Consider the following 20,629-nt stretch of genomic DNA (forward strand, 5'->3'; position numbering starts at 1 on the left):
TAAAATCTAATGGTGCGTACTTCAACCAAACAGATCGCTCTGTCCCTTCGGTGCGGCCATGCCCAGATGCGTCCATGCCTTTTGCGCCAACATCCGGCCGCGCGGGGTGCGTTGGATTAGACCCTGTTGCAACAAGAAGGGCTCGATCACCTCTTCCAGCGAGTCGCGGCTTTCCGACAGCGCCGCCGACAGGGTCTCAATCCCCACTGGACCACCTGCGTAATTCTCGGCAATCAGCTTCAGATAGCGCCGGTCTGCGCCATCCAGCCCCAGATGATCCACGCCCAGCCGCGTCAAGGCCCCGTCTGCCAGTTCGCGCGTGATCCGGCCGTCGCCTTCGACAATGGCGAAATCGACAACTCGCCGCAGCAGCCGCCCAGCAATCCGCGGTGTTCCGCGCGAACGTCGCGCAATCTCGCGCGCGCCGTCATCATCCGCAGGTGCCCCCAGTTTTCGGGCGTTGCGGGTGACAATCTCATGTAACTCGTCGACCGTATAAAACTGCAGCCGGGTCGGTATCCCGAAGCGGTCGCGCAGCGGCGTGGTCAGCAGACCCATCCGCGTGGTCGCTCCGACCAGCGTAAAGGGCTGCAATTCAATCCGAACGGTCCGGGCGGCAGGGCCTTCGCCGATCACCAGATCCAGTTCGAAATCCTCCATCGCCGGATACAGCACTTCTTCGACCGCAGGGTTCAGACGGTGAATTTCGTCGATAAACAGCACGTCCCGCGATTCAAGATTGGTCAGGATCGCCGCCAGATCCCCCGCCTTGGCCAGAACCGGCCCCGAGGTCATGCGGAAATTCACCCCCAACTCACGCGCCATAATCTGCGCCAGAGTGGTTTTCCCCAGCCCCGGAGGGCCGTGAAACAACGTGTGATCCATTGCCTCGCCCCGCTGACGGGCGGATTGGATGAAGATACGCAGATTGGCGCGTGCCTCGGCCTGACCGATGAATTCGTCCAGACCCTGCGGACGCAGGGCGCGGTCATTATCCTCGGGCATCGGCTCGGGCCGCAGGGTGGGGTCTGCATCTACCATTCAATCACCCCTTCGGAGCAAGCAGTTTCAGCGCTGCTCGGATCAGATCAGCCTCACCCGCGTCAGGCAGGTTGGCTGCCGCTTCGGCCACGGCGGATGCCGCGTCAGACGGCCCATACCCCAGATTTGACAGCGCCGACAACGCCCCTGCCGAGGCCGCCGCAGCCCCCGAAGCCTGCTTAACCGCTCGCTTTGGCGCGGGTGCCGGTTCCGCCAGTTCGACAACCTCTAGCTCTGGGCCGTCCATTGCCTCGGTCACGGTTCCGCCCATGGCCATCACACCCGGCGCCTTGTCCTTGAGGTCCAGCACAATGCGCTGCGCGGTCTTTGGTCCGACACCCTTGGCCGCCTTAACCGCGCCCCAGTCGCCCAGAGCAATTGCACGGCTGACCCCATCGGGGCCCAATGCCGAAAGGATAGCCAAAGAAACCTTGGCCCCAACCCCCTGCACCGAGCACAGCAGCCGGTGCCATTCCTTTTCGACCAATGACAGAAAACCATAAAGCTGCATCAGGTCTTCGCGCACCACCATGTCGGTGTAGATCGAGACAGCCTCACCCACCCCCGGCAGCGCCGCCATCGTCCGATCCGAGCAATAGACGAGGTAACCCACGCCGCGCACGTCGATCAGCACGTGATCCGCCGCGCGATAATCTAGCCGCCCCGTCAGTTTCCCAATCATGCCCGCACCTCTTTCATGCGCGCCTGTGGCGCTGTGCCGTAATACGAATGACAGATGGCAATCGCCAGCGCATCCGCCGCATCCGCCCCTTTGGGCTGACACCCAGGCAGCTGTAGTTTGACCATGTGAAGTACCTGCTCTTTTTCGGCATGACCGACACCCACAACCGTTTTCTTGACCCGGTTGGGTGCATATTCCCCCACCGGCAATCCGGCCTGCGCCAGTGTCAGCAAGGCCACTCCGCGCGCCTGACCCAGCTTTAGCGTTCCGGCCCCGTCTTTGTTGACGAAGGTCTGTTCGATAGCTGCCTGATCAGGTTGATGCTCGGCGATGACCTCGACGATCTGATTGTGCAGTGACAACAACCGCTCACCCAGATCATCCCCGTCCGACTTGCACAAACCGTTGGCAACATGGGTCAGACGGCTGCCATGTGATTCGATGACGCCCCATCCCAGGGTCCTTAGCCCCGGATCAATGCCCAGAATTCGCATGTCGTGCCTCGGCCTGCTCGGGTTTTTTGTGATCTTTGTTTCCGATTAGCACGAAGCATGAACATTTTCCAAGCGAATTGACACGAAGTCTGAAAACGACACACCTAACCCACCCGCGACAGCGCGGCCTGTTTGCGACAGCGAAATGCCTGAATTCGACACGTTTCATGACCGTTAAATGGCTAATAAATTAAGGCTTTTTTAGAAAGAACCACCCTTGCAAAAATTGCATAGGACACATGCAATTTCTGCTCTTGCGCGGCCAAATCCACGTCACTAGATGCCCGCTTAGTATCAAAACTGTAACACCAACCAGAAGGAAACAGGATATGGCCGCATTGGACACCACCCGCGCCACCACTGGCTCATTCGGCCTCGTCGGCCGTATCGGCGCAACTTTCGCATCGGTCGTAAACGCCGTCGCAGAATGGAATGACGCCCGTGTAACCCGCAACACGCTGAGCGGTCTGACTGATCGCGAGCTGGAAGATATCGGCCTGTGCCGCGGCGATATTGACGTCGTGGTGGAAGGTCGTCGGTAAGACGCAACCATCACTCATTCGCCCCTTTCCTCCCTTAGGGGCACAAAAGAACGCCGCGCATTTCACGATGCGCGGCGTTTCTTTTCAAAGCTGACCGAATTCAGCGAATGAGGCTATTGATATTCGTCGCCAAAAACTCTGACACGGGGTCAATCTGCATGACCCAGGCGCCGGCCTGTTCAACCGACGTACCCTGCGCCAGACTATCAACGCGATATTGATAGGCCGAAGCGCCAAGGCTGGTTAGCAAAAAGGTCTTGAATGCAAACAGCCCAGCAAGACAGATCAAAAGCAGCTTAGCCGGAACCGCAGATTTGACTCGCTGCGGTTTCATCACCACCAGGCCATCTTTGCGCATCGTGGCGCGATAGCCCCGGCTGAGCTTGGCGTGTTTCTTGTTCAGGCGATGAACGCGCTGACCAAATTCCAGTTGTTTTCCCGTCATGGCAGCCTCCAATAAACCGCCCCCGTAACCACGTCCTGACGGTAGTTACAGATTGCGACAAAAAAGAGGCAAGAATCCATGAAACTCCTGAAAATGGTCTAAATTACGCCCTGTTTGCTTAAGATTAGCGTTGTCCATTCACCAATCTCATCTCTTTTAGTCAAATTGAACCCGTTTTGTAGATAAACCGAGATCACATCATCGGCCTGCTCATTGAGGATTCCCGAAAGAACTGCATATCCTCCGGCCCGCAGATTCGCTCCGATTTCGGGGGACAAGGCAACCAATGGACCTTTGAGAATATTGGCAAAAATCAGGTCGTAAGGGGCGTGCGACTGCAGATCCGGGTGATCGAATCCAGCGGCTTCAATGCATTGAACCCTACCGGCCATATCGTTGGCTTTCAGATTGGCTTCGGCCACATCTACCGCAACCTGATCTATGTCGCTGGCGATGATATCACCGTCCCAAACCCGCGCGGCGGCCATGGCCAAAACGGCAGTCCCGCAGCCGATATCGGCAACTTTGGATGCCGTGAATTCATCGTCCAGCAGGAAATCCAGCGCCTTGAGGCAACCCAAGGTCGTGCCATGGTGACCGGTGCCAAAGGCCATCGCGGCCTCAATCAATAGCGGGATGCGCCCTTCGGGCAGCTTATCGGCATCGTGGCTGCCATAGACGAAGAACCGCCCTGCCTCGACCGGGGCGAGTTCGCGGCGCACATGGGCAACCCAATCGGTTTCGGGCAGTTCCGAAACCACAAACGGCTTGGCCTCGAAGGCCGCGGCCAGAACGGCCAATGCGGTGTCATCGGGGGCTTCGGTGAAATAACCGCCAACTTCCCACAGGCCCGAGCCGTCCTCGACCTCGAACACGCCAACGCCCGTGGGTTCCGGGTCTAGCCGCTCCATCGCTTCGCCCAAACCTTCGGCGGCTTTCCTGCCGGTCAGAGTGGTAAGCGCAGTGAATGTGGGCATGGGGGCCTCCTGTCTCAGTTGAAACAGCGCCTAGGGCGTGGGCCCGCCAAGGTCAAGCAGTTGCACTTATTCTGCTGGGGCCGGGACGTATTTCGACAGGATGGTTTCGTTGCCAGCCTCAGGATGGCGCGGGATCAGCAGCGATAAGCCCAGCGACACCATCGCCATCGCGGCGGCCAGTGCAAAGACCGCTCCAGGCGAGGCCACCCAAAGTAGGCCCAGCAACGCAGGCAGGAACACTGCCGCGATGTGGTTGATGGTAAAGGCCACAGCCGCCGTGGGCGCGATATCGGCCGGATCGGCGATCTTCTGGAAATAGGTCTTCAGCGCCAAAGCCAACGCAAACAAAACGTGGTCGATCACATAGAGGGTTGCGGCCAGTATGACGCCCCAGCCAAACCAGTAGATGCCGCCATATGCAGCGAACACGATGGCCAGACCGGCATATTCAAAGATCAGCGTACGCCGTTCACCGAACCGTGCCACCGCCTTGCCCAGCAACGGGGCGGCCATCATGTTGATCATCAGATTGATCAGATAGAGGCTGGTCAGTTCATGCACTTCAAATCCGAACTTCTCGACCATCATAAAGCCTGCGAAGACGACGAAAATCTGCCGCCGAGCGCCAGCCATGAACTGCAAGGCATAATACAGCCAGTACCGGCGACGCAGGACCAGTTTCTTGGTCTGCGGCGTAGGCGCATCAAACTGTGGGAAAGCGAACAAGCAAAACAGCGCCAGCAGGGCCGTTGCTCCACCTGCCGCCATAAACACGAAGTTATAGGACAGATCGAACCGTTCCCAGGTCAGCACGATCAAACCATACACAACCGCCGTAGCTGCCGAGCCCATTGCAACCAGCCAACCCAGTACCTGCGGTGCGCGGTCCTTAGGCAACCATTGCAGTTGCAGCGATTGGTTGACGGTTTCGTAGTAGTGAAAGCCTATCGAGCTGAACAGGGTAACGAACAGCAGCCCGCCCAAACTTGGGAACCAAGCCGTCACCGCCGTTGCCACACCCAGCATCATCAGCGAGATCATCGCCAGCACTTGTTCGCGGATAAAGATGATCACCGCGATCACGCCGATGGCAAGAAAGCCAGGAATCTCACGAACCGTGTGCAACAGGCCGATATCTGCACCGTCGAAATTGGCAACCTCGATCACGAAGTTGTTCAACAGCGCGCTCCACGCGTTGAAGGCAATGGGCATGGTCAACGCCATTACGAACAAGAGCGTCACCGGGCGGCGCCAGAACGGAAGGCTCTGTGCCTCAGCAAGGGGCATGGGTTTCAGCATGAGACCCCTCTACGCCCATTTTTGGGATTTGACGAGGGGGAAGTTACCTATGCACAGCAGCCCTGCGCCAACGCAGAGTCAGTAGAAACTTTGCGGGTCGATATCAACAGTCAGTCGGATGTCGCCTTTCAGGCGCAATGGGGCGATCCAACGGGCGATAGCGTCTTGAATAGGCGCACCTTTCGGGGCTTTGACCAGCAGGCGTACACGGTGTCTGCCCCGGATACGCGCGATGGGCGCGGGGGCCGGGCCGAACACCTGCGCCCCGATCTCGCGCAGCGGTGCATCGTTTCGGGCCATGGTATTGCCGATGTCAAAGACAGGGCCGACCTCGGGCCCGGACAAAACGATCCCGGCCATGCGCCCGTAAGGCGGCACGCCAGCCGCCTGCCGCCCTGCGGCCTCGGCCTTCCAGAAACCTTCCTCGTCACCCGAAAGAATGGCGCGGATCACCGGATGTTCTGGCTGAAACGTCTGTAACAACGCCTGCCCCGGCTTGTCCGCGCGCCCAGCCCGACCTGCGACTTGTCGCATCAACTGGAACGTGCGTTCGGCGGCGCGCAGGTCGGCGCCATGCAGGCTGAGATCGGCATCAATAACTCCCACCAAGGTCAGTTTGGGAAAGTTATGTCCCTTGGCCACCAGCTGCGTGCCGATAATGAGGTCGGCATCCCCCTCGGCGATCTCCTCGATCTTGGCCTTCAACGCCCGCGCCGATCCGAACAGATCAGAGCTGAGCATCGCGATCTTAGCTTCGGGGAATGTCGCCTCGGCCTCTTCTGCCAACCGTTCGATCCCAGGCCCGACAGGGGCCAGCTTGCCTTCGACACCGCACGAGGGGCAGGCGTCAGGCATCGGTTTGGTCTCACCACATTGATGGCACATCAGACGCTTGAGAAACCGGTGTTCAACCATCCGCGCATCACAGTGATCGCAGGCAATCTGTTCGCCGCATGCCCGACACAACGTCACCGGCGCATAACCGCGGCGGTTGATGAACAAAAGCGACTGCTCGCCCCTTTCGATCCGCTGCCGCACGGCCTGCCGCAAGCTTAAAGAAATCCACGTGCCCGGCTGCATCTGCTCGGCCCGCATGTCGATCGGCTTCATCTCGGGCAGTACTGCCGCCCCAAACCGCGATGTCAGGTCGAGCCGCTCATACTTGCCCGCCTCCGCATTGGCCCAGCTTTCCAGCGACGGCGTGGCGCTGGCCAGAATTACCCGCGCACCGCAAATGGCCGACCGCAGAACCGCCATGTCACGGGCGCTGTAATGCACGCCGTCTTCCTGTTTGTACGAGGTGTCGTGTTCTTCATCGACCACAACCAAACCCAAATCCCGAAACGGCAGGAACAACGCCGAACGCGCGCCCACGACCAGTTGCGCGTCACCCTGCCCGACCATCCGCCAAACCCGGCGGCGTTCGGTCATTGTCGCACCCGAGTGCCACTCGGCCGGGCGCGCGCCAAACCGCGCCTCAACCCGCGTCAGGAATTCGGCGGTAAGGGCAATCTCAGGCAGCAACACCAGCGCCTGCCGACCCATCCGCAACGCCTCGGCCACAGCTTCCAGATAGACCTCGGTCTTGCCTGAGCCGGTCACCCCCTTCAGCAGTGTTGTGCCATAGTCGCCGGTTCGCTGACCGGTCTGCAACTTAGCAACCGCTGCCGCCTGATCCTCGGTCAGGGTCTTGCCCGGCAGATTCGGATCCAAATTTGGATAGGGCAAATCGCGCGGGCTGTCCTCCTCGCGCACGGCACCCTGTTTCACCAAGCCTTTGACAACTGACGATGTCACACCAGCCTGTTCCGCCAATTCCTTCAGCGTAAATGCCAACCCGCCATAGTCCCGCAGAACCTCCAGAACGCGGGTCCGTGCGTCGGTAATTCGATCTGGCTCACCTTGTCCAAGGCGGTAAATCTTGCGCATTGACGGTGGATCACCCAGTCCCGGCGCGCGCGTCGCCAACCGCAGCATTGATGGCATCGGCGTCAGCGTGTAGTCAGCCACGCGCCCCAGAAACACGCGCATCTCTTCGCGCATCGGCGCAACCTCAAGCACGCGGATCACCGATCGGGCCTTGCTTAGATCAAAGCCGCCCTGCCCTGGCCCCCACACCACGCCTAGAACCTTGCGCGGGCCCAGCGGCACCTCGACAAACGCGCCCAGAAAACACCCGCCCTCGGGCGCCTTGTAATCCAGCGTCCGGTCCAGCGGCTGTGCCGTCAGCACCGCCACCAGCTCACCTTGGTCGAAATACTCCTGAGTGCTCAATGCATATCCTTGGGCCAGGGGGTTTCAGCATGGGTCTCTTTGAGGTAAAGGCATCCGCGACCAAGGCCAACCCATCAAAGGACTGCCCTCATGAAATTCTTCGTAGACACCGCCGAGATCGACGCCATCGCCGAACTGAACGATCTGGGCATGGTGGACGGCGTAACCACCAACCCCTCGCTGATCCTGAAATCGGGCCGCGACATTCTGGAAGTGACCAAAGAGATCTGCGATCTGGTCGACGGCCCCGTGTCCGCCGAAGTGGTTGCGACCGAAGCCGACGATATGATCGCCGAAGGGCGCAAGCTGGCCAAGATCGCGCCGAATATCGCTGTCAAAGTACCGCTGACATGGGCCGGCCTGAAGGCCTGTAAAACGCTGACCGACGAAGGCCAGATGGTTAACGTGACCCTGTGCTTCTCAACCAATCAGGCGATTCTGGCTGCCAAGGCGGGTGCAACATTCATCTCGCCCTTTATTGGCCGTCTGGATGACATCAACCTCGACGGCATGGACCTGATTGCCGATATCCGTCAGGTCTATGACAATTATGGGTACGAGACCGAGATTCTGGCGGCTTCGATCCGTACCGTGAACCACGTGACAGATAGCGCCCGCATCGGTGCAGACGTGATCACCGCACCACCCGCCGTGATCAAAAAGCTGGCGGATCACCCGCTGACGGACAAGGGTCTTGAAACCTTTCTGGCTGATTGGGCCAAGACCGGTCAGAAAATCCTCTGATCCTGTAACGCACCCGCGCGGCGCCGTCAGGCGTCGCGCCCGGCCCAACTGCAGAATCTGATCTTTTGATCAGGGCATTGCAGGCGGGCGCTTTTCCGACACAGCCCAAGTTTAATTCTACTTTTGCCTGTATTTTTTCCAAGGCAAATGCACCAACCCGTGTTATAAGCCGCTCAACAAAAAAAGACCGGACGGGACATGAGCAGCAACACCAAACTCAAGGATAATCTCCGCGCCGCGATTCTGGCTGAACCGGACGCTGTGCTGGACGACAAAGATCTGATGCAGGCGCTGGTCGCCGCCAACGAACAGGCGCGCGGTGACAATGTCATCGACCTGCGCGGCATCGCCATGCAACGGCTTGAGGCGCGGCTGGACCGGCTTGAGGACACGCACCGTTCGGTCATCGCAGCGGCCTATGAGAATCTCGCTGGCACCAATCAGGTACACCGCGCCATCCTGCGCCTGCTGGAACCGGTCGAGTTCGAAGATTTTCTGCGCGCGTTAGGCAGCGACGTGGCCGAGATTCTGCGCGTCGATCACATTACGTTGGTTCTGGAAACAACAGTGATGCAGGAAGATCAGGCAATCGAAAAACTGGGCGGCGTGCTGACCGTGGTCGAACCAGGCGCGATCAACGCCTATCTCAGCCAAGACCGCGGCGGCCCCGCACGCGAGGTTGTTCTGCGTCAGGTTCCAAACCCAAATCCCCGGATTTTTGGGGCTACGGCCAATCAGTTCAGGTCCGAGGCCTGTCTGAAATTGAATTTAGGCGATGGGCGCTTGCCCGGCATGATTGTCATGGGATCCAAAGACGCCAACCATTTCACCCCGCAACTGGGCACCGATCTGCTGTCGTTTTTTGCCAGTGTGTTCGAACGATCAATGCGCCACTGGTTGTCATGAGCCTGATCTCTCCGGCTTGTCGCGATGCGTTACAGCATTGGCTGGACAGTCTGGGGGCGTTGGCCGGACGGTCTGAGAATACGCAGACCGCTTATCGCGGCGATATTACAGATTTCCTGTCCTTCATGACCCTGCACCACAGCGAGCGGCAGGGTCTGGCGGCGTTGGCGCGGATCACGGTATCCGACATGCGCGCCTGGATGGCCGATCAACGCGCGTCTGGCGTGGGCGCACGCTCGCTGGCCCGCAAACTTTCGGCCGTCAAAAGCTTTTATCGCTGGCTGTCCGAACGTGAGGGGTTTGAACCCACGGCCGTGCTGTCGACCCGCGCGCCAAAGTTTACCAAGAAACTGCCCCGGCCACTGGCTGAAGACGCCGCCCGCGCCATGATCGAAACGGTCGAGCTGCAATCGACAAGCGATTGGGTCTCGGCCCGTGACGTGGCGGTGGTCACGCTGCTCTATGGCTGCGGCCTGCGCATTTCCGAGGCGCTCTCACTGACCAGCGCAGATGCCCCCCTGCCGGAGACCCTGCGCATCATCGGTAAAGGCGACAAAGAGAGAATCGTCCCGGTTCTGCCCGCGGCCCGCGCAGCGGTGGACCACTACCTGCGACTTTGTCCGCACCTGCAGGCCAAGGACAAAGCACTGTTTCGTGGCGTGCGCGGCGGCCCACTGAATCCACGCGCGATACAGGGGGTAATGGCCAAGGCGCGAATGCAACTCGGCCTGCCGGCAACCGCCACGCCGCATGCCCTGCGGCACAGCTTTGCCACACACTTGCTGTCCGCCGGAGGAGACCTGCGCGCCATTCAGGAATTGCTTGGACACGCATCGCTGTCAACCACACAGACATACACTGCTGTGGATACAGCGCGGTTGATGGAGGTCTACAACCGCGCCCATCCCAAAGCGTGATGTCTCTACATCGTAACGTTGGGTACTCACTCTAAACTTGCTTTTGGTTTGCATCTGCCGAATGCATCGTACATGAACCCTCCATGACTCTTAGATTCAAAGCCCTTTCCGTCCATCTGTTCACTGCCACAGGTGCTGTTTTCGCAATGCTGGCCATGTTGGCGGCCGTCGAAGAAAAATGGAGCCTGATGTATCTATGGCTGGTGGTCTCGTTCATCGTGGACGGCATCGACGGCCCACTGGCACGGCACTACCACGTCAAAAAGAACGCACCCGAATTTGACGGGGTGCTGTTGGATCTGATCATCGACTATCTGACCTATGTGTTCATCCCGGCCTTCGCGCTGTTCAAATCCGGTTTGATGGACGGCTGGACGGGTTGGTTCGCCATTATCGTTATCACCTTTGCCAGCGCGATGTATTTTGCCGACACACGGATGAAAACAAAGGACAACTCCTTTTCCGGCTTCCCGGGTTGCTGGAACATGTTCGTGATTGTCATCTTCGCGCTAGAGCCCAATTTCTGGGTCATCCTGCTGCTTGTGTCGCTGCTGTCGCTGGCGATGTTCCTGCCGCTGAAATTCATCCACCCAGTCCGGACCGAGCGCTGGCGCACAGTGTCGCTGCCGATGGCGTTTGCCTGGACATTCTTTGCAGGTTGGGCGGCCTGGGTCGATTTTCACCCCGAAAGCTGGGCGCATTGGGGTTTGGTGATTACTAGCCTGTACCTGGTGTTCGCAGGAATTGCGCAGCAGATCATTCCACAGCGCAAGAGCGCAAACTACAAGACTTCCTGAACCTCAAACTCGGTCCCATTGTGGGTGAACACGTCACCCTCTTGCAGGCCAACCATGGCCAGATAAATCGGGCTTTGTGTTGAGATGCCCATATAGGTTTTGCCGTCCACATCGAACCGCGTGGTCGAAACGCAGACCACGAAGCGGCGATTGTTGAACTTGACGACGGCCCCGGGCTGCACCCTATCGGTGATACTGAAATCGGTGTTTTCAATCACATCAATCTTGGCGTGATGGGCATGCACTGGGGCATCAAAAGCCGCCGCCAGATCCGCGTTCTCGCGCGAGGCCGCGATGTCGTCCTTGTCATGCCCTTCCCGGTCATCCAGCTGAGAATCCTTCAGGAAAGCGTCGTAATGGGCCTGTGCCGTCGCCAATTCCTGTGCTTCCAATGACATCAGTTTATCAATGATGGCCTTTTTTCGGACGGCCGGGTCTGTTGAGGCAGTCATGCAATGCGATCCCTTGAATTCTCTATCTGATACAAGTTGAGCCTCAACCAGCCGGATTGCAACAGATTTCCGTGATCAGATCAGCAGGCCCGCTGCCCGTTCATGGCGCAGCAGGGCAACCTTGGTCTCTACCCCACCCTTGGCCGAGAACCCACCCAGACCGCTGGCCGACAGAACCCTGTGGCAGGGGATGATCACAGGGATGGGGTTACCGCCACAGGCCTGCCCAACAGGTTGTGGGGGCTGTCCAACTTCTTTGGCAATGTCACCATACGTTCGAGTTTCGCCGAACGGGATGGCATACATCACGTCGCAAATCTGCTTTTGAAAGGCTGATCCGGCGACGAAATATGGAAGATCAAACTGCTCTAACTGCCCAGCATCATAGGCTTCCATCTGTGCGGCTGCTTCTTGCAACAAAGCGGAGTCTGGTTGGTCGTCTTCACCGTCCCAAACAACGCGTGTGATCGCACCATCTGTCTCTTCAATTCCAAGGCGACCAAACTGGGTATCTACAGCAATCATAGGCATGACCGCAGCGTTTCAGATCGCCAGGCTGGGCGCAAGAAGAGAAAACCCCCGGCGTGTGGGCCGGGGGTTCAAAGATTAGCTCAGCGCCTCGTCGCAGCGTCCGCAGACGCCTTCATGGGCGTGGCGGCCCACATCGGGCAGGATTTTCCAGCAACGCTGACATTTGTCGCCCTCGGCCTTTTCGAACAGCACCGCGACGCCTTCGATTTCCGGCACGCGGAACGCCTCGGCCGGGGCCGGGTCGCCAGTGACGGTCAATCCGGACGTGATGCACATGTCATCCACGTCGAAGGTCGCCAGCAGGTCACGGGTGTCGCCATCCTCGACATGTACGATCGGGGCGGCTTCGAGACTGGATCCGATCACCTTGTCCTGACGTTGGATTTCCAGCGCGGCGGTTACAGCTCGGCGCACACGGCGAACCTTGGCCATGTTGGTTTCCAGCTCCGTATCGCGCCACTCGGTGGGAGTATCCGGGAAATCCACCAGATGAATCGAACTGTCGTCGCCGGGGAACCGCTCCAGCCAAACCTCTTCCATGGTGAAGACCAGAACCGGGGCCAGCCATGTGGTCAGGCGGTGGAACAGGATATCCAACACGGTGCGCGCAGCGCGGCGGCGCAGGGTGTCGCCGTCGCAGTACAGCGCATCCTTACGGACGTCGAAATAGAACGATGACAGGTCAACGGTGGCAAAAGTGAAGACCGCGCTGAACACGCCCTGGAAATCGAAGGACGCATAGCCCTTGCGAACCTGCTCATCCAGATCGGCCAGGCGGCTGAGAACCCAGCGTTCCAAACGTGGCATATCCGCCGGATCAACCCGATCCGCTTCGGTGAAGTCAGCCAGCGAGCCCAGCATGAACCGCATGGTGTTGCGCAGGCGGCGATAGCTGTCGGCGGTACCTTTCAGGATTTCCGGCCCGATCCGCTGGTCAGCGGTATAGTCGGTCTGAGCCACCCACAAGCGCAGGATATCGGCGCCGTATTGTTTGACGACCTCTTCCGGCACGATGGTGTTGCCCAGCGACTTGGACATTTTGTTGCCCTTGGCGTCCAGCGTGAAGCCATGGGTTACCACATTGCGATAGGGCGCACGGCCCTTGGTGCCGCAGGCCTGCAGCATTGACGAATGGAACCACCCACGGTGTTGGTCAGTGCCTTCCATATAGACATCGGCGATACCGTCCTCGGTCCCATCTTCACGGTCTCGCAGAACGAAAGCGTGGGTTGAGCCGGAGTCAAACCACACGTCCAGCACATCGAACACCTGATCGTAGTCGTCGGGGTTGGCGATGCCGTCGAGGATTTTCTCTTTGAACCCGTCGGTGTACCAGATATCCGCGCCGTCTTTCTCGAACGCTCCCTTAATGCGGGCGTTCAGGTCATCGTTACGCAGCAGATAGTCCGCGTCAGTCGGCAGCGCGCCCTTCTTGGTGAAACATGTCAGCGGTACGCCCCAAGCACGCTGGCGAGACAGAACCCAATCCGGGCGCGCTTCGATCATGGAATACAGGCGGTTGCGACCGGTCTGCGGCGTCCATTTCACCAGTTCGTCGATGGACCGCAAGGCACGTTCGCGGATGGTGTCGCCCATCTCGCCCATGCCGTCATCCAGCTTGCGGTCGACCGAGGCAAACCACTGCGGCGTGTTGCGATAGATGATCGGAGCTTTCGAGCGCCACGAATGCGGATAGCTGTGCTTGATCTTGCCGCGTGCCAGCAGACCACCGACTTCGACCAGCTTGTCGATCACGGCCTTATTGGCGTCACCTTCGCCACCCTTGCGGGACAGGATGTATTTTCCACCAAAGAACGGTAGATCGGCGCGGAACGAGCCGTCATCCATCACGTTGTAAGTGATGACCTGCTCAAGCATGCCCAGATCGCGGTAAAGTTCGAATTCCTCCATCCCGTGCGACGGCGCGCAGTGGACGAAGCCAGTGCCTTCGGTATCGGTCACGAATTCAGCGGCACGGAAGTCGCGGATGTCATCCCATTCGCCGTCGCCACCTTCGGCACCGGCCAGCGGGTGGGTCAGTTGAACATTGGCCAACTCATCCGTCGTCACGTCGCGGACGCGGGTCCACTGATCGTCGTTTAGACGGGCGCGGCCCAACACGTCAGCGGCAAGGTTGTCTGCCAGCAAGAACTTGTCGCCGACACTGGCCCAGCATTCCTCAGGTGCGTCGGTGACTTCGTACAGGCCGTAGGAGATGTCCTTACCGTACACGACCGCCTTGTTCGACGGCATGGTCCATGGAGTCGTCGTCCAGATCACGACAAAAGCATCATCCAAGTCGCCTGCATTCACGACTTTGAACTTCACCCAGATGGTGAAGCTTTCCTTGTCGTGATACTCGACCTCAGCTTCGGCCAGCGCGGTCTTTTCGATGGGCGACCACATCACGGGTTTCGAGCCCTGATAGAGCGTGCCGTTCATCAGGAACTTCATGAACTCGTCCGCGATCACGGCTTCGGCATGGTAATCCATGGTGATGTAGGGATCGGGCCAGTTGCCGGTGATGCCCAGACGCTTGAACTCTTCGCGCTGGATGTCGATCCAGCCTTCGGCGAACTTCCGGCACTCCTGGCGGAAATCGACGATGTTCACCTCATCCTTGTTCTTGCCCTTCTTGCGGTATTGTTCCTCGATCTTCCATTCGATTGGCAGGCCGTGGCAATCCCAGCCGGGCACATAGCGCGCATCATGACCCATCATCTGATGGGACCGGACGATCATATCCTTGATCGTCTTGTTCAGCGCGTGGCCGATATGCAGGTGGCCGTTGGCGTAGGGGGGGCCGTCATGCAGGGTAAAGGGCGTGCGGTTTTCTTTTTCACGCAAGCGGTCATAGACGCCGATGGTCTCCCACCGCTCCAGCCATGCGGGCTCGCGTTTGGGCAGGCCGGCGCGCATGGGGAAGTCGGTTTTGGGCAGGTTCAGCGTGTCTTTGTAATCAGGTGTCTGGATCGTGTCGGCGCACATTGGGGGCGTCCTTTGGATGATCTGGTCGTCTTATGGCTCGAAGCGGTCGGTGCGAAGTCTCAAACACCTTTGCCCGGCGTCTCAATGGGTCAGAGCGCCGGGGATATAATTCGAATAATGATGGCCATCCGGTCATACATGGCCGCGCTTATAGGACGCCCGCCCTCAATGGTCCAGAGGTTCCGGGTCCTGCGGCGAATGGCGCAGCTTGGCCCATCGGTTCAGCCATGCCAGCCCTGCCAATGCCAGGCCCAGCGCCAGCAGCGAGAACACCCGGATCAGCCCACCCAGGCCAGCGATATCGATCAGGAACACCTTGGCCACGGCCAGTCCGATCACCACCAGACCCGCCTTGCGCATCAGGTCGGATCGGCGCGCCAGCGATTGGTAGAACAGCACCGCACCAATCGCCAGCAGAGCCATGGTGTAGGTGTAAAGTTCGGGCTGTGTCACGCCGTTGCCTTCATACATCCCAGCGGCGCCCTGCCAAACATGGCGGATCATCAACCCCAGCCAAAGGGCGGCAAGTACACTGGTCAATCCCCAACTGGCACGCTTTAGCCAAAGCGGGGTTGCGTAAATGCGCCAGACCGAGAAACCGATAATCAGCGCAGGCAGCAGATAGGCCACCGCCAGCGTATTCAGAACCGGCGGTCCCAGAACCGGTGGCACGGCTGTGCCGAGCAGTGGGTTCGCCTCGACCACCGCCTGCGCCAGACGCAACAAGCCGTGGCTGGCAAAGAACGCGGCCAGCAGATAGCGGACGTAGTTCAGCTTACCCCCCAGCTCCAACCGCTGGACTTGCGCGAAGGCCAGAAGCAGCCAGATGATCGCCAGCAAGCCCAACCCCCAGTGGCTGTTGGTGGCGTTGCCTTCGCCAAAGCTTTGCAGCCAGCGCTCCAAAAGCAAGGACAGCAGAATGCCCCCGGTTGCCCAAGCCGCGCTTTCCAACAACAGGCTCGCCACCGGGCGATGCATCGGCCGCAGTAGCAACCACCCGATCACAAATCCCAAAGTGGCCCCGCCATACACCAGCGCCATCTCGGGCACCGGTGCATAGCTGGCCCAGGCAAGGCCCGGTGTCAGAACCAACCGAACGGTAACTGTGAATACGCCTGCCCAGATGAACCAAGTCATCGGTGGCAGATTGAATTGGCGGTCCAGCGCCGCTGCCATCACGACCATCACAACCAGCGCAATGGTTAACGCGGCCGAGCTAAGAACAATGATGCAGGCAAAACTCAGGCAGGACAGGGCTGATATCGTAGCCAGCGCCGGACGCATCCGGTCCTCGCCATCCGCGCGTGCAAAGCGTTCCGCCAGAACGACCATCAGCACGCCCAGCGCAATTGCGTGCAAGGCCCAAGGGTATGCCCCGACGACGTGGGCCGGATGCCAGCCGACCTCAATCGCGATGGCCAACGCGGGGGCAAACACCGCCGCTGCTCCGGCCCAGATTGCCGCGTATCTTTGCGCATTCATCGACCGCCATGCCGCAGTGATCGAAATCACCACGCCAAGGGCGATGAGAATGGTTGCCACCCAAGGAAAGTCAGCCTCGGGCGTTTCTGCAAAGGTCTCGGCAAACTGGCGCAAAACGATCCCGTTGTCCAAGCCATGCATCAGGACAAACCAGACGAGACCAAGCGCAGGCAGTGCCGTAGCATCCTGCAACGCTTCGGCCCGCTGTGCCCAGAACATCAATCCAAGGGTCATCCCGGATAGCAGAACAACGCCCAACCAGAACTCATCAACACTGTCCGCCCAGTGCAGCGACACAATCGCCGAGCTGACAGCGACCGCGCCAAAGCCCAGTCGGGTCGGGAATTCCGGCCACGCATCGCCCTTTTTCCGGCTAACGATTTCGCAGATCATCGACCCGCCATGATTGGGCCAAACGCGCCGGACCGGAATTGCGATGGCGATCACAGCCAATGCCGTCACGCAAATCAAGTATGCGGCCTCGGTCAGGGGCGAAGACAACACCAGCAGCAGGCAAGTTGTGTAGGCCCCAAACAAGGTCAGGACCGAAATCCATGCCCAACGCCGCACCGTGTCGATGCCCAGACCCAGAACAGCGATGACAACGAAATAGGCATACAGCCAGCTTGGGTTCTCTGACGTGCCACCAACCACGAAGGGGGCAGAAAACGCACCAATTAATCCGACAGCGGCCAGCAAAGGGCCGTGAAACCAGCCCAAAACCAATCCCACCAGCGCAACCGCGACCATTGCGGTCAAAGCGACCTCGGGGCCGATCAGGTCATAAAGCTGCCGCGCGGCCAGAACGCCTCCGAACAGCGTGACCAGCCCAGCACCGGAAAAGACCGACGGCAGATAGGCAGTCGCTGTGCTTTCGTCATCACCATATCTGCGCCGGATGACCTCGCCAGCAACAATCAGCACTGCACCGAAAAGCAACGCCGCGATCACACGAGCGAATGGCGGCAACAGCCCGCTTTCAACGCCGTACTGAACCAGAAATATCCCCGCCAGCGCCAGCGACAGGGCCGAGACCGCATAGAACCAGTTCTCGCGCAGCCAGATTGTCAGCGCGGCCAGACGATCCTCGCGGAAGACAACGGCTGCGGGTGGCGTTTGCTCGGCCACAGGTTTGACCGATTGCGCCTTGGCTGCAGACCATGGGGCGGGTTTTGATGCCCTGTCCGGCTTTTCGGTCGGTTTGTGCGGCTCAACCTGCTGCGGTTCCGGCGCATCGCAGCCAAGGGACAGTATTTGGCGCTCCAGATGCTCAACCCGTCGACGTAGGCGTGTATGGTTGACTAACAGCACAACGATGGTGACCGGAATGGCCAGCACGATCAATCCGACAAGGACAAGAAGGGATTCCAATGGGTTCTCCGGGCGGTTTCGATGTCAGGCTACCCGAGGCGCACAGTCAGCAACAGCCAGAATTCCCGATAAATTGCTTGTCGGTCTTTAGGGCTACACCCAACCAATCGACGGGCGGGCGATCATCAGCCAGATGATAATCAAAACCGACGCAAAGGCAGGAAATCCGCAGGCGAACCAGATGCGGAACAGACGGTGATAAGCCCAAGGCAGCGACGCGTCCGCATCTGCAGAGGCCTGCGCCAACCTGCGCATTCGAACCTGTATCCACACCACCGGCAACCAAAACGCCCCCGCAACCGCATAGAGCACCAGCGAGGCCAAAACCCAACCTTCGGTCAAAGGCCAGCCCAACCGCCACGCCAGCAATCCGCCTGTCACCGGTTGCAGTAAAACCGCCGTTGCCGTGAACAGCAGATCGGCCAGCACCACGGTTCCTGCGGTCTGCGCGATGAACCTGGCGTCACCAGAACGATGCGCGATCAGCATGAAAAACGCGATGCCTGCCCCCGTGCCCAACAGGACGCAGGCGCCGATAACGTGTAACCAACGCAGGATCAGTTCAGGGTCCATCAGCGGCTCTGCAACAGGGGCCAGGCGATAAGCGACAAGGTCATCGCCGGCAGGATTTTGATCAACGGGCCAAGCGGGTCCAGCCACAGGCCGGGTACGGTGAAACTGGCCGCCAGCAAATAGAACAAGGCCACCGCGACCTGCGCCAGACAGGCGCGCGCAGCCCACGGTCGCCACAGGATCGCAAGCCCCAGAAAATTGTCGACCAATGACCAGAACAAAACGCTGGCAACGGCCATTCCGGTGCTCCACCCGGCCACGGTCAGAACCGATGTAGCCTTAGGCAGACCAATCAGCCCGAAAAGGCCGGACAGCAGCCAGAACAGGCTGAGCGCGGCGACGACCAGTGGCATCAGCAAGGACATTCGCGCAACCAGCCGATGTTCACGGGCGCAAGTCAGGCCCGCATAAACCTGGGGCAAGGGTGCCAGTGACCGGCCTGTTGCGGCGCGATATGGTTCCGGATCACCAACCACACCCTCGCCCATCACGGTCATCGCATTGCTGCGCAGAGGCGAGCGCCAACCCAAATGGCCCAACGCATCAGCGCCGCGTGCGATTATGGCTGTAACAACCGCCGGCATTCTCACAGTGAATCGCGCTGCGGGAAAACCCATCCAGCGCCGTGTCTCGGCCAGGACCTCAGACAGTGGGGCGGGCGTGTCTTCGACCAGATCGTAAGTGCCCTGTGGGACCTCATCGGCCACGGCTGCGGTCACGGCACGGCACAGGTCCGACATGCCGACGCATTGAACCAAAACATGCGGATACGCGATGGGTTGTACCATAGGAACCGCTGCCAGCATGCGCAGCAGCGCTGTTCCGCCATAATCGGATTGCCCGATCACCAGACCGGGTTTGATAATCCAAAGCGGCACATCACAGGCCCGCAGCGCAGCGTCCCCAGCCGCCTTGGTGCGCATGAAATCCGTTTCTGCATCGAGGTCGGCACCAATAGCCGAGATTTGAACCACCGCAATGCCCCTTTGCGCGCAGGCTTGCCCCAAGGCCGCAATGGCGGTGTGATGCACAGCCTCGAGATCATCGGCGGGACCATCCTGCAATGCTCCTGCACAGTTCACAACACAGTCAACGTGCTCCAGATGCGCGACCCAGTCCTTGGGCTGCCGACAAGCCCGCAAATCGCCTTGCACCTGCGTGACATCCGGTAGAACCTGCGCCCCGGTTTTCAAGTTACGCACAAAGGCCGCTACATGCGCGCCCTCGGCTTGCAGAGACCGCGTCACCGCAGCACCGATAAAGCCATAAGCCCCTAAAACCAGGACATTTTTATTCTCAATCCGCAATGGTTGCTCAACCCGATGAACCTGTCTGCGGCAGCGTAACCGTTGGCCAACAATTGACCAGCCCTATGGGACTCACTGCGACAATCTTGGCCGTCAGGGGTGAAACAGCGAGCCGACAAGATAAGCGATCAAGGCCGCTGCACCGCCGATCAAAAAGGTTTCGAGCCCGGACCGCCACCACGGGGACAGCGACCAATGGGCTTTGAAGGCCCCAATGGCAAAGAAAACCCCCATCGTCATGCAGGCCGAGATGGCAAAGGCATGATCGACCGATAAAAGGAATGGCAGCAATGGCACCATGCCCGCGACAAGAAAGGCGATGAAGGTCGCCATGGCAGCTTTAAACGGATGGGGGTCGACGCTGCCCAACCCGTATTCGCCTTCGACCATCAGGTTGATCCAATTGTCGTGGTTGGCGGTGATTGCATCGGTGGCGTCATCCAGAACGTCGCCCGACAGGCCCTTTTGGGCTAGTATCTCGCGCACCTCGCGGCGCTCGCCCTCTGGGTAAAGGCTGATGTGGCGTTCCTCGATGGCGCGGATGCGGCGGATGTTGTCCAACTCGGCCTTGGTGCCCGAGTAATTCCCGGCAGCCATGGAAAACCCGTCGGCCAGAACATTGGCAAGCCCCAGCGCCACGATGATGAACGGCGAAAGCCCCGCTCCGGCAACCCCGGCCACGATGGCAAAGGTGGTGACCGATCCGTCGATACCGCCATACACCACGTCCCGCAGCACCCCTCGCCCCGGAGGCGCATTGATCCGCGCGGCGATTTCCTGCTGGCTGTGTCCGTGATCGGTCATGGC

19 protein-coding genes are annotated in these 20,629 nt (G+C 59.5%); 5 read left to right on the plus strand and 14 right to left on the minus strand.

Going from position 1 to position 20,629, the window contains the following annotated elements; translation table 11 throughout:
• Positions 1 to 21: 21 nt before the first annotated feature.
• From ruvB to ruvC, 3 genes are read right to left on the minus strand one after another with little or no spacing between them, the layout of a single operon-like run.
• Positions 22 to 1,041: a Holliday junction branch migration DNA helicase RuvB gene (gene ruvB / locus ACR0M2_RS08185; RefSeq protein WP_058283170.1), complete on the minus strand. Its 1,020-nt coding sequence runs from the start codon at positions 1,039 to 1,041 to the stop codon at positions 22 to 24.
• 4 nt (positions 1,042 to 1,045) lie between these two features.
• A complete protein-coding gene (gene ruvA, locus ACR0M2_RS08190; RefSeq protein ID WP_170351713.1) occupies positions 1,046 to 1,723 on the minus strand; it encodes a Holliday junction branch migration protein RuvA in 678 nt (225 codons plus the stop codon).
• Entirely contained in the window at positions 1,720 to 2,217 is a 498-nt protein-coding gene (gene ruvC / locus ACR0M2_RS08195; RefSeq protein WP_170351714.1) for a crossover junction endodeoxyribonuclease RuvC, read from the minus strand. The genes ruvA and ruvC overlap by 4 nt, the downstream gene beginning before the upstream one ends.
• Positions 2,218 to 2,546: 329 nt before the next feature.
• Between ruvC and ACR0M2_RS08200 the strand changes: the two genes are divergently transcribed.
• Positions 2,547 to 2,759: a DUF1127 domain-containing protein gene (locus tag ACR0M2_RS08200; protein ID WP_170351715.1), complete on the plus strand. Its 213-nt coding sequence runs from the start codon at positions 2,547 to 2,549 to the stop codon at positions 2,757 to 2,759.
• A gap of 100 nt (positions 2,760 to 2,859) precedes the next feature.
• Here the strand turns inward: ACR0M2_RS08200 and ACR0M2_RS08205 are convergent, their stop codons facing one another.
• The 4 genes from ACR0M2_RS08205 to ACR0M2_RS08220 form a co-directional block, all read right to left on the minus strand.
• The gene (locus tag ACR0M2_RS08205; RefSeq protein ID WP_170351716.1) at positions 2,860 to 3,204 is read right to left on the minus strand and encodes a hypothetical protein; all 345 of its coding nucleotides are present in this window, start codon (positions 3,202 to 3,204) and stop codon (positions 2,860 to 2,862) included.
• Between the two features lie 98 nt (positions 3,205 to 3,302).
• Positions 3,303 to 4,181: a 50S ribosomal protein L11 methyltransferase gene (locus ACR0M2_RS08210; protein ID WP_480704560.1), complete on the minus strand. Its 879-nt coding sequence runs from the start codon at positions 4,179 to 4,181 to the stop codon at positions 3,303 to 3,305.
• Between the two features lie 66 nt (positions 4,182 to 4,247).
• Entirely contained in the window at positions 4,248 to 5,480 is a 1,233-nt protein-coding gene (locus ACR0M2_RS08215; RefSeq protein ID WP_170379052.1) for an MFS transporter, read from the minus strand.
• A 78-nt stretch (positions 5,481 to 5,558) separates the two neighbouring features.
• Positions 5,559 to 7,754: a primosomal protein N' gene (locus ACR0M2_RS08220; protein ID WP_480704562.1), complete on the minus strand. Its 2,196-nt coding sequence runs from the start codon at positions 7,752 to 7,754 to the stop codon at positions 5,559 to 5,561.
• A 90-nt stretch (positions 7,755 to 7,844) separates the two neighbouring features.
• On the opposite strand from ACR0M2_RS08220, the gene fsa reads away from it, so the two are divergent.
• From fsa to ACR0M2_RS08240, 4 genes are all read left to right on the plus strand, one after another.
• Positions 7,845 to 8,498 carry a fructose-6-phosphate aldolase gene (gene fsa / locus ACR0M2_RS08225; protein WP_170351720.1) on the plus strand — a complete coding sequence of 218 codons (654 nt, stop codon included), beginning with the start codon at positions 7,845 to 7,847 and terminating at the stop codon, positions 8,496 to 8,498.
• 198 nt (positions 8,499 to 8,696) lie between these two features.
• Positions 8,697 to 9,404 (plus strand): DUF484 family protein, encoded by a 708-nt coding sequence (locus ACR0M2_RS08230; RefSeq protein ID WP_170351721.1) that lies wholly within the window; start codon positions 8,697 to 8,699, stop codon positions 9,402 to 9,404.
• Entirely contained in the window at positions 9,401 to 10,321 is a 921-nt protein-coding gene (locus ACR0M2_RS08235; RefSeq protein ID WP_480704564.1) for a tyrosine recombinase XerC, read from the plus strand. The genes ACR0M2_RS08230 and ACR0M2_RS08235 overlap by 4 nt, the downstream gene beginning before the upstream one ends.
• Positions 10,322 to 10,404: 83 nt before the next feature.
• Entirely contained in the window at positions 10,405 to 11,118 is a 714-nt protein-coding gene (locus tag ACR0M2_RS08240; protein WP_480704566.1) for a CDP-alcohol phosphatidyltransferase family protein, read from the plus strand.
• Here the strand turns inward: ACR0M2_RS08240 and ACR0M2_RS08245 are convergent.
• The 7 genes from ACR0M2_RS08245 to ACR0M2_RS08275 all read right to left on the minus strand — a co-directional run bounded on the left by ACR0M2_RS08245 (position 11,103) and on the right by ACR0M2_RS08275 (position 20,626).
• On the minus strand, positions 11,103 to 11,570 hold the full coding sequence (locus ACR0M2_RS08245) for a hypothetical protein (protein WP_170362413.1): 468 nt from the start codon (positions 11,568 to 11,570) through the stop codon (positions 11,103 to 11,105). The two genes, ACR0M2_RS08240 and ACR0M2_RS08245, sit on opposite strands and share 16 nt — an antisense overlap.
• Before the next feature lie 75 nt (positions 11,571 to 11,645).
• Positions 11,646 to 12,101 (minus strand): methylated-DNA--[protein]-cysteine S-methyltransferase, encoded by a 456-nt coding sequence (locus ACR0M2_RS08250; RefSeq protein WP_480704567.1) that lies wholly within the window; start codon positions 12,099 to 12,101, stop codon positions 11,646 to 11,648.
• Between the two features lie 75 nt (positions 12,102 to 12,176).
• Positions 12,177 to 15,089: an isoleucine--tRNA ligase gene (gene ileS, locus ACR0M2_RS08255; RefSeq protein WP_480704568.1), complete on the minus strand. Its 2,913-nt coding sequence runs from the start codon at positions 15,087 to 15,089 to the stop codon at positions 12,177 to 12,179.
• A gap of 165 nt (positions 15,090 to 15,254) precedes the next feature.
• Entirely contained in the window at positions 15,255 to 17,942 is a 2,688-nt protein-coding gene (locus ACR0M2_RS08260; protein ID WP_480704570.1) for a DUF2339 domain-containing protein, read from the minus strand.
• A 93-nt stretch (positions 17,943 to 18,035) separates the two neighbouring features.
• On the minus strand, positions 18,036 to 18,515 hold the full coding sequence (locus ACR0M2_RS08265) for a DUF2269 family protein (RefSeq protein WP_480704572.1): 480 nt from the start codon (positions 18,513 to 18,515) through the stop codon (positions 18,036 to 18,038).
• A complete protein-coding gene (locus ACR0M2_RS08270; RefSeq protein ID WP_480704573.1) occupies positions 18,515 to 19,822 on the minus strand; it encodes an SDR family oxidoreductase in 1,308 nt (435 codons plus the stop codon). Before ACR0M2_RS08270 ends, ACR0M2_RS08265 begins: the two co-directional genes overlap by 1 nt.
• A gap of 93 nt (positions 19,823 to 19,915) precedes the next feature.
• Complete coding sequence (locus ACR0M2_RS08275) at positions 19,916 to 20,626, minus strand: VIT1/CCC1 transporter family protein (protein WP_170362417.1); 711 nt, start codon at positions 20,624 to 20,626, stop codon at positions 19,916 to 19,918.
• Between the last annotated feature and the right edge of the window lie 3 nt (positions 20,627 to 20,629).

The sequence above is a fragment of the Ruegeria sp. BE10 genome, from assembly GCF_056538905.1.

Bases quoted from the DNA above. Each gene is read 5' to 3' on its own strand.
- ruvB (WP_058283170.1), bottom strand. From the start codon at position 1,041: ATGGTAGATGCAGACCCCACCCTGCGGCCCGAGCCGATGCCCGAGGAT.
- ruvA (WP_170351713.1), bottom strand. From the start codon at position 1,723: ATGATTGGGAAACTGACGGGGCGGCTAGATTATCGCGCGGCGGATCAC.
- ruvC (WP_170351714.1), bottom strand. From the start codon at position 2,217: ATGCGAATTCTGGGCATTGATCCGGGGCTAAGGACCCTGGGATGGGGC.
- ACR0M2_RS08200 (WP_170351715.1), top strand. From the start codon at position 2,547: ATGGCCGCATTGGACACCACCCGCGCCACCACTGGCTCATTCGGCCTC.
- ACR0M2_RS08205 (WP_170351716.1), bottom strand. From the start codon at position 3,204: ATGACGGGAAAACAACTGGAATTTGGTCAGCGCGTTCATCGCCTGAAC.
- ACR0M2_RS08210 (WP_480704560.1), bottom strand. From the start codon at position 4,181: ATGCCCACATTCACTGCGCTTACCACTCTGACCGGCAGGAAAGCCGCC.
- ACR0M2_RS08215 (WP_170379052.1), bottom strand. From the start codon at position 5,480: ATGCTGAAACCCATGCCCCTTGCTGAGGCACAGAGCCTTCCGTTCTGG.
- fsa (WP_170351720.1), top strand. From the start codon at position 7,845: ATGAAATTCTTCGTAGACACCGCCGAGATCGACGCCATCGCCGAACTG.
- ACR0M2_RS08230 (WP_170351721.1), top strand. From the start codon at position 8,697: ATGAGCAGCAACACCAAACTCAAGGATAATCTCCGCGCCGCGATTCTG.
- ACR0M2_RS08235 (WP_480704564.1), top strand. From the start codon at position 9,401: ATGAGCCTGATCTCTCCGGCTTGTCGCGATGCGTTACAGCATTGGCTG.
- ACR0M2_RS08240 (WP_480704566.1), top strand. From the start codon at position 10,405: ATGACTCTTAGATTCAAAGCCCTTTCCGTCCATCTGTTCACTGCCACA.
- ACR0M2_RS08245 (WP_170362413.1), bottom strand. From the start codon at position 11,570: ATGACTGCCTCAACAGACCCGGCCGTCCGAAAAAAGGCCATCATTGAT.
- ACR0M2_RS08250 (WP_480704567.1), bottom strand. From the start codon at position 12,101: ATGCCTATGATTGCTGTAGATACCCAGTTTGGTCGCCTTGGAATTGAA.
- ileS (WP_480704568.1), bottom strand. From the start codon at position 15,089: ATGTGCGCCGACACGATCCAGACACCTGATTACAAAGACACGCTGAAC.
- ACR0M2_RS08265 (WP_480704572.1), bottom strand. From the start codon at position 18,515: ATGGACCCTGAACTGATCCTGCGTTGGTTACACGTTATCGGCGCCTGC.
- ACR0M2_RS08275 (WP_170362417.1), bottom strand. From the start codon at position 20,626: ATGACCGATCACGGACACAGCCAGCAGGAAATCGCCGCGCGGATCAAT.